Consider the following 15,075-nt stretch of genomic DNA (forward strand, 5'->3'; position numbering starts at 1 on the left):
AAACAAATGTAACCATTTTGTTGTGCTACAGGTGGGCTGGCGTTAATGATGAAGCTTATTTTCTCGCCGCGTAGGCTGTTTGCCGATCGCTAACCTTAATTCAAGATAGCACAAAGGGTACTGAGCTATTGGCCTTTGGGCGTTGGAATGAAATGCATATGAGAAAACTCATCGTCCATTTGGTAGTGCGTAAACCCAAATCGCTGATACAAAGCACCGACGGGGCTACCTTGCAAATAACAGAGCTTACATGGGTATTGAGTCAGATTGGCTTGGTTGACGACCAGTTGTAACACTTGGCTACCCACCCCTCTATTTTGAAAATCTGGCAGAATAAAAAAGCGTGAGAAGTAGAGCGTTTCATGCTTGCTCTGCAGTAAATAAGTGCCAATCGGTTGGCCATCAGCGCAGATGATCGTTGGTAGACCAGAATGCCATTCTTGGCGATGCAGCACTTGCTGCAACTCTTCATCCCAGCCAAATATCGCCGTAATACCATCCATTTCTGCGACTTTTTTTAGATCAAAAGCAAATTGATAATCGCTGTCACTTGCGGGGCGAAAGGTTACCTTCATACGTTTATCTTTTTGTTTAATAATACGTTGCTTACCAAGATATCAATCGTCGGCGTATTCATGGGCAATCGAAATAAAGCGCTCTTCTATTGCCAAGAAGGCATCAATGACTTCAGGGTCAAAATGGCTTCCTCTTCCGTCCAAAATAATCCCTTTCGCATCGGCGTGAGGCATCGGCTCCTTATAGATGCGTCGGCAAATCAGAGCGTCATAAACATCAGCGACAGCCATTAACCGTGCGCTGAGCGGTATAGCATCACCTTGTAAACCGTTAGGATAGCCAGAGCCATCCCATTTTTCATGGTGCCCATGGGCGATCTCTTTCGCCATATCGATAAGGTCATTTTTCGCGCCTGACATCTTTTCCGCTTTTTCTAGCGCACGTAGCCCTAAGCTGGCATGGCCTTTCATGATCTCAAACTCATCACTGTCCAGTTTTCCTGGTTTTAATAGTATGTTGTCGGCGATGCCCACTTTACCAATATCGTGTAAAGGGGCGGCTTTAAAGTAGGTATTAATAACATTCGGCGTTAGCTTTTGTTGATATTTTGGCAGCTTAGCCAGTTGCTCGGCTAACGCTTTGACGTAATGTTGTGTTCGCAGGATATGGTTACCAGTATCGGGGTCTCTGGTTTCAGCGAGGCTGGCGAGAGCATACACGACCGCGTCTTGCATTTTATCCAATTCATTTGAACGTTTGATCACCTCTTTTTCCAAGTAGCCATTTTGGTTCTTCAGTATGTCTTTTGAAATTTTGTTTTGCAGGTGAGTATCTACTCTGGCTCTTAGCAACGGTACGCTTACGGGTTTGTATACATAGTCAACCGCACCTAACTCAAACCCCAGTTTTTGATCTTCGGGGTTATCTTTTGCGGTCAGAAAAATCACAGGGATGTCTTGGGTGTTAGGGTTTGCCATGATTTTTTGTATGACTTCAAAACCTGACATTTCCGGCATCACAATATCGAGCAACACTAGGTCAATAGAAAACTTGTCTAAGATACTGAGCGCCATCGGGCCTGATTTAGCGGCCTTGACATGATATCGGTTAGCCAACCCCTGTGACATAAATGCAAGGTTATCTGGCGAATCATCGACGATTAACACGGTACAATTGTCCAAGTTTTCGATGGGCATGAGTCTTTCCTAATAAAAAATAGCAATTGAGCGGCGAAGGTTGGGTTTAAGTCTAAACTTATCAATAACTATAGCTAATCTCAGCGTTAGTAGAGTGAGAAAATTATTAAGAAGGCGCTTCACATGCGATCCATCCGAACTTTATTCACCGTCTTATTTATTGCTATGGGATTATGTTCCATTGCGATGTTTAGTATCACAGACAAAGTAGCCGCTCTGAGAACGGAGAGCCGACAACTGAACGACGAACTTTACCGTTTCTATCGTCTGTCACAAGAGTTGAAGCAGAGTTCAGATCACTTAACCAAATTTGCCCGGGCCTACGCTTCGACGGGCGATGAAAAGTGGCTCAACCTTTTTAATTATGTACTGAGCGTCAGAAATGGTTCGGTGCCTTTACCGAAAGGGAATGAGTACGAATTTTGGGATGTCGTTGCACAAAACAAACTACTTGCCCGTTCACTGGGTGGCGCACCAGACAACCCTTCGTTACTCGATAGAATGCGTCTTTCGGGCATTGAATCGGTGGAGTTTTTAGAGCTCAAAAATGCGCTTACGTTGTCTGATTCACTGGTGTCACTCGAAAGAGAAGCCTTCATGGCCATCAAAGGATGGAAAAAGAATAGCCAAGGCGAATTTGTCGACACAGGTGAGCCGGATCTGGAATTGGCTCGGGCTATTCTCTATGGTGACCAATACTTCGCGGAAAAGGCGAAAATTATGCAGGCGATTGGTTCTGCGCATCAATCGATCATGCAACGCATGGAGCAAAACATTCAACGTGCCGATAGCGAAGCGCTGCGTTATGAATGGATAAACTTGGCGTTAGTATTAACCTTACTCAGCGTGATCATCGTCTCCTTTGTTCTGCTGTGGCGTCTTTACATCAATCCGTTAAGTCAGCTACTCAAAACGGTTGTGACTCAAGTCAAACGGGAAGATTACGCTTTTACGATCACTCAAACCGCCTATGCAGAGCTGCAACATTTTATCGACAGTTTGAATGTGGTGTTTCATCATATCGCTGAGCAGCTTAGCCAAAATACTTTACTTAAAGATTTCAATATCATCCTACGCAAAAACGATTCTACGGACCGTTTGTGTAATGAAGTTACGCAATTCTTACTGCATCAATTTCCTTTGGAAATGGTTGGCATGTACATCTATCAAGAGGGCGTATTAAAACGAGTGGCTGGGGTGGGTTATGGTGAGCATTCGGCCAGAGAATACACCGATCCATCATCGACGCAGCTCAGCGTGTTGCTCAGCGGTCAGCCCTATGCGATGAAAGCACTCGATGGCAACTGTCACATTGAATTTAACGGTGGCAAGTTAGTCATTAACGAAGTGTATTATTTGCCGCTGCACGTCAATCAGCATCCTGTCGCTTTACTCGAGCTGGGTACTATCGGGTCGTTGTCGAGTTTGCAATTCCAGTGGTTATCGCAAATGTTGGATGACTTATCGGTCAGTATTCAATTGAGCCAAAACATTGAAATTCAGCGACGAGCCGAGCAGAAAGTACTCGAACAATCTCAACTGAATCAAGAGATCCTCGATGCGACGCCGAACCCCATGTATTGCTTGTCGGCCTCGGGTACGTATCTCACCATTAACGCTAAGTTTATGGATTTAGTTGGCCTGTCGGCCGAGCAAATTATCGGTAAATCGCCGCAAGATATCTTTCAAAATGAAACGGCGACCATTTTTGCCCAAGTACATAAAAGGCTTGGAGAGGAGCAGTCTTCGCAAGATTACGAATTGTCTCTCTATGACGCTTCGCACCACAAAAGAGAGATGTTGGTATACGAAGCTTCTTTCCAAAATAATCGTGGTGAAGTTTCTGGAATTGTCGGAATTTTGCTTGATTTAACCGATCGCAAGCAGATGGAAGAGCAATTAAGAGAAGCTAAAGAGACCGCGGATGCCATGAGCCAAGCCAAAGGCGATTTCCTCGCGAACATGAGCCACGAGATCCGTACACCAATGAATGCCATTTTGGGCATGGCCCATCTAGCGCTCAATACCGAGCTCAATCCTACGCAACAAAAATACATTTCACGGATTAATGAATCGGCGAAAAACTTACTTGGCATCATTAACGACATTTTGGATTTTTCCAAAATAGAGGCGGGCAAGCTGAATGTTGAGCACATTGATTTTAGCCTTGATGAGGTATTGGATAACCTCACCACCTTAATTTCGCTAAAAGCCCAAGAGAAAAACATCGAGTTTTTATTAGATATCGACCCACATATTCCAGTGGGCTTGGTGGGCGACCCGCTGCGTTTGGGGCAAGTTCTCGTTAACTTATGTGGCAATGCGGTGAAATTTACCGAACAAGGGGAGATCATCGTTTCGGCACGAGTCGTGGGGCAAAACGACGCTAACGTGACCTTGAAATTTACCGTTTCTGATACAGGTATTGGCATTGCTGAATCTAACGTAGCCACTCTATTCTCTGCATTTTCTCAAGCTGATAATAGCATTACTCGCCAATATGGAGGCACGGGCTTGGGGCTTAGCATTAGTAAACAGCTAGTCGGATTGATGGGGGGCGACATTCAAGTTCACAGTGAAGAAGGGTCAGGATCCACCTTTGAATTCACGGTTGAGTGTGGGCTGCAAGAAGCCAAAATGCGCGATATTGCTAAGCCACTCAGCGCTCTAGCAGGCAAACGTGCGTTGGTAGTCGATGATAATGACTCGGCACGCAATATTTTAATGACGTTGCTCAATGCGATGCATTTTGAAGCGAAGTCAGTCAGTAACGGTTTTGAGGCGCTCGATGAAATTCGCAATACGCATTTTGATATGCTGTTTATTGATTGGAATATGCCGGGTATGAATGGCATAGAGTTGCTGCAGAGAATGAAACCATTGGGTGTTTTTGATAACACTAAACGATTCCTCGTCACGGCTTACGGCCGAGAAATTTCCTTGGTGGGAGAAAACAGTAAATTAGTCGATGCCTTGATTGTGAAACCTGTGAACCCATCAAATCTCCTTGATGCCATTATGGACAGCTACGGCATCGAGCAATTAAGGCAGAGCCATGAGTATCTTGATCATGATACAAGGCCAACATTTATTGGGCAAAAAGTGCTTTTGGTAGAAGATAACGAAGTGAACCAAGAGGTGGCTTTCGGCCTGTTAGAAAGTACTCAATTGAGCATTGTTCTTGCTAATAATGGACAAGAAGCTTTGACGAAATTGCAGCAAGAAGCTTTTGATTTAGTGCTGATGGATATGCAGATGCCCATTATGGATGGTATCAGTGCGACGAAAGAGATCCGCCAGCATGAGGAGTGGAAAACGCTACCGATTGTTGCAATGACCGCCAATGCGATGTCTTCAGATGTCGAGCACTGTTTAAATGCAGGTATGAATGATCATGTGGCGAAACCAATTGATGTACAGCGCTTATATCAGGTGCTGCGCAAATATTTAAAGGCTAATGAAACCACGCCAGTACTCTCTACGGTATTACCGGATAAAGTGAAACCGAGCACTGGCTACCCAGAATTGACGGGTATTGATGTGGAGCAAGCGATTTTCCGAATTGGTGGCAATGCGCAGCGATACTTTGAAATATTGGATCACTTCCTTGCCAGCCAGCAGCAAGAAATAGCCGCATTCCCTAAATTGATTGATAAGGGGCAGTGGGAAGAGGCAGAGCGAGTGATGCACACCCTAAAAGGTTCAGCGGCTAATCTAGGGATTGAGCCTATTGCACAGCTAGCCAACGAGATGGAAGGGGTAGTGCAGCGACATACGAAACCCGCCATTCAAGATCTCAACACGGTATCAAAGTTGATGTCTACTTTGTTGGATGAGCTAAGAGATTGGGAGCAGACACAATTACATCCGCAGCAAGAGCACCGTGATATTGCGTTGCTCTACCAACAATTAGTGCAATGTGTTGAAAACTACGATGCTGATGCGATTCATATGATCCACCAAATTAAACAATGCAATTTATGGTCTGACGAGCAAAAGAAAAGTTTGAGGCATGCGATTGAGGATTTTGATTTTGAAGCGGCTAAAGAGGTATTGGCTCAGTTGCCAGTACCGACTGAAAAATAAGTTGAAGTATGATAGTGCTTAAAATTGATGCAATAATTGTGGCGTAAAATTCGACATTTTGGCCATTCTCATCCTATGCTAAAAGCAATAATAACAATGAATAAACAGAAATAATTTCGTTGATAAATGAAGAAGGATACTTTTATGAATATCAACAACACCATGAAGCTCGTGTTTGCTGTCATCGGTATCGGTATTGTCATCAGTGTTGTGACGGTATTACAGCTCAATGGGCTAATGCAACAGGTTGATCATATGGCTCAAGTTCGTTATCAATCTTACCAAGCGGCCGATGAGCTTCGCCAAAGCTCTGATGACTTAACTCGGTTAGGCCGGACTTATGTGGTCAGTGGCGATGAAAAATACGAAAAAATGTACATGGATATTCTTGATATTCGTAATGGTAAGAAACCTCGCCCGCAGAACTATCACACGATATATTGGGACCTTGTGTTGCAATATGGACAAAAACCTAAAGCAGACGGTAAAAATATCTCTCTCAACCAAATGATGACGGATCTTGGCTTTACTCCGCAAGAGTTTAGTTTGCTCAAAGAAGCTCAAGCTAATTCAGATGGCTTAGTGAACATGGAAGTCAAAGCGATGAATGCTGTTAAGGGGCTTTATCCTGATAGCAATGGCAACTACACCGTTAGAAAAGAGCCAGACCGTAATATGGCGATTTCTCTCTTACACAGTAATGAATACCATCAAGAGAAAGCCAAAATCATGGCTCCGATCGATAAGTTCTTTATTGAATTAGAAAATCGAACCAATAAACAATTCATGGATGCGGCGCAGAAAGTAAAAAGTACGGTATTGGTTGGAAATATCTCCTTAATTAGTGTTTTTATTATTGCCATTATTGGGTATGCCATTGTTAACCGAAAAGTAGTGAAGCCGATTGATACCATGGCTAAATTGCTACAACAAGTAGACAAAAATTCTGATTTGACTTTGCGAGTTGACGATAACAGTCACAACGAACTGGGTATAATCGGCGGCACCATTAATAAGGTGCTTGGAAGTTATGCCACCACCATTAGCAAAATAAACCAGGTAAACCACACCATTTCGGCCATCTCTGAAACGATAAGCGATGTCACCAAACAAAACGTCAAAGTGGCGAATCAGCAAAATCAAGAACTTGAAATGGCAGCGACGGCGATGGAAGAGATGACATCGGCGCTCTCTAGCGTGGCGGAAAGCACCACCATGGCAGAAGAGTATGCGGGCAGCGCGGAAAAAGAAGCCAGTACCAGTAAACAGGTCTTTGATAAAACGACCCATGAATTCGGTGAATTAGAGGGTGAATTTACCAAAACATCCGAGATCATCCAGCAACTTGCGAATGAGTCTAATAACGTTGGTAATGTGCTTGATGTGATTAAAGCGATTGCTGAACAAACCAACCTACTGGCGTTGAACGCAGCGATAGAGGCTGCTCGTGCGGGTGAGCAAGGTCGCGGTTTTGCGGTGGTAGCGGATGAAGTACGCTCACTTGCCCAACGAACTCAACAATCGACGGGTGAGATCGAGAGCATGATTTCGATGCTGCAAGAGAAAGCAGAACAATCGACCAAAACGATCCGGGTGAGTGCTGATAAAATGCAGTCAACGCGCTCTAATATGTCGGTGGCGAACGAAGCGCTTGGTACCATCCAAGGATCGGCGATTGAGATCCATAAATTGAATACGTCGATATCGGCTGCGACAGAAGAGCAATTGGCTGTGAGCGACGAAATTTCCAGCAATCTCAGTAACATTAAAGCCCTTTCGGGTGATATGAACGTTGCCATCAATCAACTCGGGCCTGTCGTTGTTGATTTGCAACGTAATGTCGATGAGTTAAATAGCGCGATTAAGCACATCCGCACTTAAATTTAATATCCTCTCCTTGCTATTTTTTAGGCTCTCTATACTGAGAGCCTTTTATTTCGGCAAAATTTTTTATTTGCAGAATGATGCCCACTTAAGTGGTCACGGCAATACCGCAAGGTAAGCGATAAGTTAAAGCTCTTGCTTCGGCTGACTTTTTCTTGCCAAACGTTGCCAAGGTAAAGAGAGCAAAATGAAGATAGTCAGAGCATACAGCATTGACCAGCCTAAGCAGATAAATACCGCAGTGCAGAGGATCAACGAAATCGCCGCCAACAGTTTGTTGATGCCACTGAGCAATTTATAAGCGGCGAACATCGCTAACAGATAAACTAAGACAAAGATTCCATTCGCAAGTTTTAGGAAAAATTCCAGATTGAGACCAGACCATTCACCAAGCAGGCAAGAAGCCATTAATACAACTCCAACAGCAATGGTTGCATTGGCTGGGACGCCGCGGATTGAAATTCTGGCGATTGCGCTTTCTGGTCGATATTGCCTTGCTTGTGCCCACACCATGCGAGATAAGCTTTGGGTGTATAAATTGATGCTCGCAAAGCATGCAAAAAAGCCGATAAGGCTTATCACCGTTGCCAAACTGCTACCAAAAATTTGTTCGCTCAGCCAAGGAATGGAGGTGCTATCAAATTCTGCGCTGCCATACGCACCAAATTTAAGGATGACCACCGAGCATGCCCAATAGGTGATTCCAGCCACAAAGCAGCCGACAATGATCGCGATCGGAAAATCGCGCTGTGGGTTTTTAAACTCTTCTCCCATATGAGCGAACGCTTCAATGCCAACAAAACACCAGAACATCACTCCGAGTGCGGCTCCAATTGGCCAAATACTGTCCGTGCTGAGTGTGGGCATGGTTAAATCTGCAGCACCAACATCGCCTATCCAGAAAAAAGCACCAACTAATACGAAAATGCTCAGCGCAATAACGGTTTGTAACTGCCCGGAAGATTTGGTGCCCGCCAAATTGACCGCAATCAGCAACAGTACGGTTAATACTTGCGCCATCATCGCCGAGTTCAGTGGCGCAGGGAGGAGTTGTTGAGCAAAGCCTGCCGCCAATGCGACAGCGGCCGGAACGCCGACTGGGATCACGCTGACAAAAAGCCAAGCAACCGAGCGTTCCAACTTAGCGTTAAAAGCTTGGCGGACAAAGTAGGCGGTTCCGCCGGCATTAGGGTAACGCTTACCCAGAGCGGCGAACGTCAGTGCAATCGGGCAAATCGCCACAAACAGCAGTAGCCATGCCCACAGTGAGAGCTCACCCGCAATACCAGCGGCAATCGCTGGGATCATAAATAACCCTGTTCCCATTAAAGTGGTGGAAAGTTGTCCAATACCAGACAGCAAGGTGATCTCTTGTTTTAACTTATTCACGGCTTCCGTTCCCAAATATCGTTCTGGCGGTTAGCATACGCTGAAGCGAAATAATATGCATCTATCTCAGTTTGCCTATGCCCATTGGGTGCAACGGCTAAGCTGTAACATCAGGCCGTTTGGGCAGCGCCACATTCAGGTAGCGTTATGCGAGTCATTTCGTTATCGTCATTACCTTAAATCACCGAAACAACAGCGAGAAATCCATGACATTCACCGTTTGGTTATCACTATTTACCATTTGTATTTTAGGCGCGATGTCGCCAGGGCCAAGCCTAGCGATGGTGGCCAAACACAGCCTCGCTGGTGGGCGTAAAAATGGGTTTGCAACGGCGTGGGCGCACGCATTTGGTATTGGTGTCTATGCCTTCATTACCTTGATTGGCCTAGCGGTTGTATTGCATAAATCGCCCTTGCTGTTTAAAACAGTGGGCTATGCAGGTGCGCTGTATTTGGCCTATTTGGGTATCAATGCATTACGTTCAAAAGGGGGCGTGGCGGCTAAATTAGAATCGGGTGAGACGGTCAGTGTGTGGCAGTCGGCTAAAGAGGGATTATTGATTTCTCTGCTTAGCCCTAAAATCGCGCTATTTTTCACCGCGTTATTCAGTCAATTTGTCGCCATCGGCAACGAACTGAGCAGCAAAGCCATTATTGTGTTAACACCATTTTTAGTGGACGGGCTTTGGTATACGTTCATTACCTTAATTCTTTCTAGCCCAATATTACTCGATAAACTGCGCGCGCGTGCCGTATTGATTGACCGTTTGTCGGGCGTAGTACTGATTGCGCTTGCCATCCGCGTCGTCATGACTCTTTAGCTAATACCAAAAAAGTGGGAGGAAATGCCTCCCGCTTCTAATGAGTTTTGCCGTGCCAATGAAAGAGCGCGAATAGAGTTGTTCATCGATAGTGTGCTTGAGTTTTTTCTTCATATTCACCTTCAATAACGTAGCCGCTTTTTGGTGTAAAGGTGTGGCGCTTGAGCTGCTTTTCTATACGTTTGCCAGTGATGATCGCCGCAATAGCGAGAGGGATTGCGAGCAGCAAACTCAGCATCAACGCGAAAAACCCTACAACCAGCGCAAATGTAGTCACAATAAATCTATTCATAATCTGTACCTCTTTCTGAATTGAAGCTAGGTTAACGCAGCCAAGATGAATCCAACATGAATGTTGCGTCTCCATTTTTTTGGAGTTGCATGGACCTTCCACAATATTGGGACGCTGGCAGACAGTTCAAACTTGAGTCATTTTGACATTTTGGTGTCTTTGTTCGTTATCTTTTTGGTAGTCAAATTGACATTATCGTTGTGTGGTTTTTTATTTATTCTTTTTAAAAACAAGTGGTTATATGTTGGCATGTATTATGCCCTAAAGGCTTCGGATAATAAGCGTGATCGACACGCCTCAAATAACTGGAGCTAAAATAATGTTCTGTATTCAATGTGAACAAACCATTCAAACCCCTGTGGCAAAAGGTTGTGCCTACTCTCAAGGCATGTGCGGTAAAACGGCTGAAGTTTCAGACTTACAAGATGTACTAGTGTATTCATTACAGGGCGTCTCTTTTTGGGCCAATTTAGGTCGAGCGTGTGGTGTGATCGATCAAGAAATTGACCAATGGGCTCCCAGAGCCTTCTTTGCCACGTTAACCAATGTCAATTTCGATCCTGAACGTATCCTTGAACTCGTTCAAGATTCCACGCAGTACCGCCAGCGTTTGGAAGAGAACGTGAGAGCTGCTGCGGTATTAGTCGGATTTGAATTGCCTGAGCTCTCTGCTGCTGCCAAATTTGAATTACCACAGACCAAAGAGGCGCTGTTGGCCTTTGCACCGATAGCAGCCGTTAACCGTGGGCGTGAAAGCTTGCATGAAGATGTGATTGGCTTGCGTTTGCTTTGTTTATATGGGTTAAAGGGTGCGGCGGCTTACTTAGAACACGCTCGCGTTTTAGGCCAAAGTGATCAAGCCGTGTACGCTGAATACCACCAAATTATGGCTTGGCTTGGCACTGATCCAACTGACCTACAAGCGTTACTCGATACGGCAATGCAAATTGGTATGGTCAATTACCGCATTATGGAGATGTTAGATATGGGTGAAACCGAAACCTTTGGTCACCCTGAACCTACGAGCGTCAATGTGAAAACGGTAGCGGGTAAGTGCATCTTGGTTTCAGGCCATGACTTGCATGATCTGGAAAAAATTCTGCAACAGACTCAGGGCAAAGGCATTAATGTCTATACCAATGGTGAGATGTTGCCTGCTCACGCTTACCCGCAGCTAAAGAAATATCCGCACCTTGTGGGCAACTATGGTAGTGCTTGGCAAAATCAGCAAAAAGAGTTTGCTAACTTCCCCGGTGCAATCGTGATGACATCAAACTGCTTGCTCAACCCGAATGTAGGGCAGTATGCGGACCGCCTATTTACCCGCAGTATTGTCGGCTGGCCGGGTGTGGCACACGTTGAAGGTGACGATTTCAGTGAAGTGATCGAGTGCGCGTTAGCCCAGCCCGGTTTTAAACACGATGAAATAGAGCAACATATTACGGTTGGTTTTGGTCGTAATGCATTGATGGCGGCCGCGCCAGCCGTGATTGAACAAGTCAAACAAGGCCACATCAAACACTTCTTCCTTGTGGGAGGTTGTGATGGTGATAAATCTGAACGCAGTTACTACACTGATTTCACGGCGCAAGTGCCGGAAGATAGCCTCATTTTAACGTTGGCGTGTGGCAAATTCCGCTTCAATAAAAATCAGTTTGGTGACATCAATGGCATACCGCGTCTATTAGATGTTGGCCAATGTAACGATGCGTATTCAGCGATTCAACTGGCACTCGCACTGGCCAGTGAGTTTGATTGCGGTGTGAATGATCTCCCACTGACATTGGTTCTTTCTTGGTTTGAACAAAAGGCGATCGTTATCCTACTGACGCTACTCGCATTGGGTGTGAAAGGAATTTATACCGGCCCAACCGCACCAGCATTCCTCACCGAAAACTTGATGAATATTTTGCAACAAGAGTTCGATCTGCGTGGGATTACTACTGCTGAGAATGATTTAAAAACGATTTTGGCTGCGTAATCGTCAGCATTAGGCTCTGCGTATTCAGAGCCTAATGCCGCTTCAGATGTTTGAATAAAGCATGATTTGAAAAAAGTATTGTATGAGGGATGGGTATGTCAGCTTGGGCTTACCAAGATGTGCTTGAATTAACTTGCCGCCGAAAATGGGCAGAAACCGAGGAAAGCGTCAGTTTTGAACTGGCCTCGAAAGAAGAGAACGCCTTTCATTTTAAACCGGGCCAATTTGCAACTTTAGGCTTTGAATTACCAGAAGGCGTGGCGTTTCGTGCTTACTCCATCAGTTCAATTCCACAGCAAAACTTTCTGCGCTTTACGGTTAAGCGAGTAGTAGGCGGAAAGGTTTCAAACCATATTGTTGATGCATTGAGTGTTGGTGATACGGTCTCGGTGCTACAACCGCAGGGTGCATTTAACAGTGTAGATTGCGCGCCGAAACGAAAAGTGACACTGATCAGTGCGGGTTGTGGTGTTACCCCTGTGATGGCTATGGCGCAACAATGGCTGCGACAAGGCGACATTGAGATCGATTTTATTCATGTCGCCAAAAGTGTTTCCGACACCATTTATTACTCAGAGCTGCAACAACTGGCACAATGTTATCCGCAGTTTCATTTAAAACTTCTGCTCAAAGAGGCAAAGGGCAGCTCGCATCCACAAGGGCGGCTGAGTCAGGCTTGGTTAGTCCGATTGTGCCCTGATATTGCCGAGCGCAGTGTGTATCTGTGCGGTCCCGTTGGTTTTATGCAAGATGTTAAAAGCTACCTACAACAGCTTAATTTTGATATGGCACACTTCTTTGAAGAGAGTTTTACTCCATCAGTGTATGAAATCGAAGTGAGCCACCACAAACAAGAGAGCTCAGATCAAGACGAGATTGAGCCTCAGGAGGTGACAGTCAGCACGCCAGCGTTTGCATCATCCGTGACCGTGAAAAAGGGCAGTTTACTGCTCGATGCGTTAGAGAAAGGTAACGTACCAGTGATTGCGGCTTGCCGAAGTGGGATATGCGGATCGTGCAAATGCAAAGTGAAGGTGGGTATGGTCGAGCGTTTGAGCACCGAAACATTGAGTGCACAAGAGATTGAACAAGGCTATGCCTTAGCGTGTTCGAGCAGATTAGTTTCGGACGTTGAAATCTCATTGAACTGATCACTTCATAAAAAAGCCGCCTTATATCAAAAGGCGGCAAGCAGGGGGAGGTGAGATAAACACTCACTATTATTATGTTGTGGAGATAAAAACAATATTAAGCCGTTTACTGGGCTATAGCTGGGAAAGTTCGGTAACGAACGCCCATCATCTGCTCCATACAATGTACAACTTGGCCGCTGTAGCCAAATTCATTGTCATACCAAATGTAGAGCACGCAGCGGTTATCTTGAGCGATCGTCGCTGCGCCATCAACTACGCCAGCATGGCGAGAGCCAACCAAATCACTGGAGACAATTTCTGTTGAGTCGGTGTAATCAATTTGCGCTGAAAGTGGCGAGTTAAGCGCCATTTCACGTAGATATGCGTTGAGATCTTGCTTATTCACTGCATTGGCTAAGTTGAGGTTAGCCACGGCCATCGACACGTTTGGCGTGGGGACACGAATCGCATTACCGGTTAACTTACCAGCGAGTTCAGGTAACGCTTTGGCAACCGCTTTGGCGGCACCCGTTGAGGTTAACACCATGTTGAGCGATGCGCTGCGGCCACGTCGTTCACCTGAATGGAAATTGTCGATAAGGTTTTGATCATTAGTAAAAGAGTGCACCGTTTCGATATGGCCAGAAAGTACGCCATATTGATCATGAATTGCTTTCAATACCGGTGTGATAGCGTTGGTGGTGCAACTGGCGGCTGAGATAATGGTGTCTTCGGGCTGAATATCAGCGTGGTTTACGCCGAACACGATATTTTTAATCTCACCTTTGCCGGGTGCTGTCAGCAGCACCTTGCTTGCCCCTTGACAGTTCAAGTGTTGACTAAGCCCTTCGCTATCACGCCAAACACCAGTATTGTCGACCACTAACGCGTTATGAATACCATAATGTGAATAATCAACCTCTTGTGGCTTATTGGCGTAGATGATTTGGATATAATTGCCGTTGGCAATAATGGCCTTGCGAGCCTCATCGATGATGATGCTGCCGTTAAACTGGCCATGAACTGAGTCACGGCGTAGCAAGCTTGCCCGTTTTTCTAAATCTCCTGCTTTACCCCCACGAACGACAATCGCTCGCAAGCGCAGTGGATAGCCCGGGCCACTTTTTTCTATCAAAAGACGAGTCAGCAAGCGACCAATACGACCAAAACCGTACAGCACCACATCCTTAGGCTCACTGAGTGTTTCACCATTCAACGCACCATTAAGCGCCGTTAGCAGGTAATCTTCAAGGCCATGTTCATCATCATGTTGTTGCCAAAATTGATGAGCAAGTTGGCCAATGTCGATACGACATGGCGACAGAGCAAGCGTGGTCAGTTTTTGTAAAATCGGCATCGTTTGCTGGGTTGAAAGCGCCTCACCTGTGTAGCGACGAACAACACGATGTGCCTTGATGATATCAATGGTGGTGGCGTTGATGAGTGTTTTTCCAAATAAAACCACTTCAACACCTTGTTGGCGATAAAGCTGACCGATGAGGGGAGACATAGATTCAGCAATCGTTTGGCTGGCTTGCCAGTCTGAGAGATGTTTCTCTGGGCTCATATTGACTTGGGACCTTTCACGTTATGTTAAGCAGTAATGTTCACAGTGTAGGGCTGGTGAACGCGTATCTTGCACGGTCATCTGTGCTGAGATACAAGTCGATGTTTATTGTTGTTTTTATGTGGCCGGATTGTAAATGTGGAATGGTTATTCTGCTAGCAAAAATAATGACGACATTTTTTACTAAAAACTAGGTAAAAATCAGCGTAT

At 45.4% G+C, this 15,075-nt stretch carries 10 protein-coding genes; 5 read left to right on the forward strand and 5 right to left on the reverse strand.

Annotated elements, in window-relative coordinates; genetic code table 11:
* Nucleotides 1-125: 125 nt before the first annotated feature.
* Entirely contained in the window at nt 126-575 is a 450-nt protein-coding gene (locus tag B9J84_RS15290; protein WP_013868402.1) for a GNAT family N-acetyltransferase, read from the reverse strand.
* 42 nt (nt 576-617) lie between these two features.
* Nucleotides 618-1,712 (reverse strand): two-component system response regulator, encoded by a 1,095-nt coding sequence (locus tag B9J84_RS15295; protein ID WP_013868403.1) that lies wholly within the window; start codon nt 1,710-1,712, stop codon nt 618-620.
* A gap of 123 nt (nt 1,713-1,835) precedes the next feature.
* On the opposite strand from B9J84_RS15295, the gene B9J84_RS15300 reads away from it, so the two are divergent.
* Together B9J84_RS15300 and B9J84_RS15305 are read left to right on the forward strand one after the other, a co-directional pair.
* Complete coding sequence (locus B9J84_RS15300) at nt 1,836-5,798, forward strand: hybrid sensor histidine kinase/response regulator (protein ID WP_094124499.1); 3,963 nt, start codon at nt 1,836-1,838, stop codon at nt 5,796-5,798.
* Nucleotides 5,799-5,942: 144 nt separating this feature from the next.
* Entirely contained in the window at nt 5,943-7,679 is a 1,737-nt protein-coding gene (locus tag B9J84_RS15305; protein WP_094124500.1) for a methyl-accepting chemotaxis protein, read from the forward strand.
* Nucleotides 7,680-7,808: 129 nt separating this feature from the next.
* Here B9J84_RS15305 and yjeH read toward each other — a convergent pair whose 3' ends face one another.
* Nucleotides 7,809-9,086 carry an L-methionine/branched-chain amino acid transporter gene (gene yjeH, locus B9J84_RS15310; RefSeq protein ID WP_094124501.1) on the reverse strand — a complete coding sequence of 426 codons (1,278 nt, stop codon included), beginning with the start codon at nt 9,084-9,086 and terminating at the stop codon, nt 7,809-7,811.
* A gap of 191 nt (nt 9,087-9,277) precedes the next feature.
* On the opposite strand from yjeH, the gene B9J84_RS15315 reads away from it, so the two are divergent.
* A complete protein-coding gene (locus B9J84_RS15315) occupies nt 9,278-9,892 on the forward strand; it encodes a LysE family translocator (protein ID WP_094124502.1) in 615 nt (204 codons plus the stop codon).
* A gap of 82 nt (nt 9,893-9,974) precedes the next feature.
* On the opposite strand, the gene B9J84_RS15320 is transcribed toward B9J84_RS15315, so the two are convergent.
* On the reverse strand, nt 9,975-10,184 hold the full coding sequence (locus B9J84_RS15320; RefSeq protein ID WP_094124503.1) for a hypothetical protein: 210 nt from the start codon (nt 10,182-10,184) through the stop codon (nt 9,975-9,977).
* A gap of 319 nt (nt 10,185-10,503) precedes the next feature.
* Between B9J84_RS15320 and hcp the strand changes: the two genes are divergently transcribed.
* Both hcp and B9J84_RS15330 read left to right on the forward strand, forming a co-directional pair.
* Complete coding sequence (hcp, locus tag B9J84_RS15325; protein ID WP_088729385.1) at nt 10,504-12,165, forward strand: hydroxylamine reductase; 1,662 nt, start codon at nt 10,504-10,506, stop codon at nt 12,163-12,165.
* Nucleotides 12,166-12,260: 95 nt separating this feature from the next.
* Nucleotides 12,261-13,316: a hybrid-cluster NAD(P)-dependent oxidoreductase gene (locus tag B9J84_RS15330; protein WP_094124504.1), complete on the forward strand. Its 1,056-nt coding sequence runs from the start codon at nt 12,261-12,263 to the stop codon at nt 13,314-13,316.
* 106 nt (nt 13,317-13,422) lie between these two features.
* Here the strand turns inward: B9J84_RS15330 and B9J84_RS15335 are convergent, their stop codons facing one another.
* The gene (locus B9J84_RS15335) at nt 13,423-14,865 is read right to left on the reverse strand and encodes a glyceraldehyde-3-phosphate dehydrogenase (protein WP_013868411.1); all 1,443 of its coding nucleotides are present in this window, start codon (nt 14,863-14,865) and stop codon (nt 13,423-13,425) included.
* Nucleotides 14,866-15,075: the final 210 nt, after the last annotated feature.

The sequence above is a fragment of the Vibrio sp. V03_P4A6T147 genome (genome assembly GCF_002241085.1).
GTDB classification, from domain to species: domain Bacteria; phylum Pseudomonadota; class Gammaproteobacteria; order Enterobacterales; family Vibrionaceae; genus Vibrio; species Vibrio anguillarum.

What these genes read in the sequence shown, in the direction of transcription:
- B9J84_RS15290 (WP_013868402.1), bottom strand. Translation starts at nt 575, where the DNA reads ATGAAGGTAACCTTTCGCCCCGCAAGTGACAGCGATTATCAATTTGCT.
- B9J84_RS15295 (WP_013868403.1), bottom strand. Translation starts at nt 1,712, where the DNA reads ATGCCCATCGAAAACTTGGACAATTGTACCGTGTTAATCGTCGATGAT.
- B9J84_RS15300 (WP_094124499.1), top strand. Translation starts at nt 1,836, where the DNA reads ATGCGATCCATCCGAACTTTATTCACCGTCTTATTTATTGCTATGGGA.
- B9J84_RS15305 (WP_094124500.1), top strand. Translation starts at nt 5,943, where the DNA reads ATGAATATCAACAACACCATGAAGCTCGTGTTTGCTGTCATCGGTATC.
- B9J84_RS15315 (WP_094124502.1), top strand. Translation starts at nt 9,278, where the DNA reads ATGACATTCACCGTTTGGTTATCACTATTTACCATTTGTATTTTAGGC.
- B9J84_RS15320 (WP_094124503.1), bottom strand. Translation starts at nt 10,184, where the DNA reads ATGAATAGATTTATTGTGACTACATTTGCGCTGGTTGTAGGGTTTTTC.
- hcp (WP_088729385.1), top strand. Translation starts at nt 10,504, where the DNA reads ATGTTCTGTATTCAATGTGAACAAACCATTCAAACCCCTGTGGCAAAA.
- B9J84_RS15330 (WP_094124504.1), top strand. Translation starts at nt 12,261, where the DNA reads ATGTCAGCTTGGGCTTACCAAGATGTGCTTGAATTAACTTGCCGCCGA.
- B9J84_RS15335 (WP_013868411.1), bottom strand. Translation starts at nt 14,865, where the DNA reads ATGAGCCCAGAGAAACATCTCTCAGACTGGCAAGCCAGCCAAACGATT.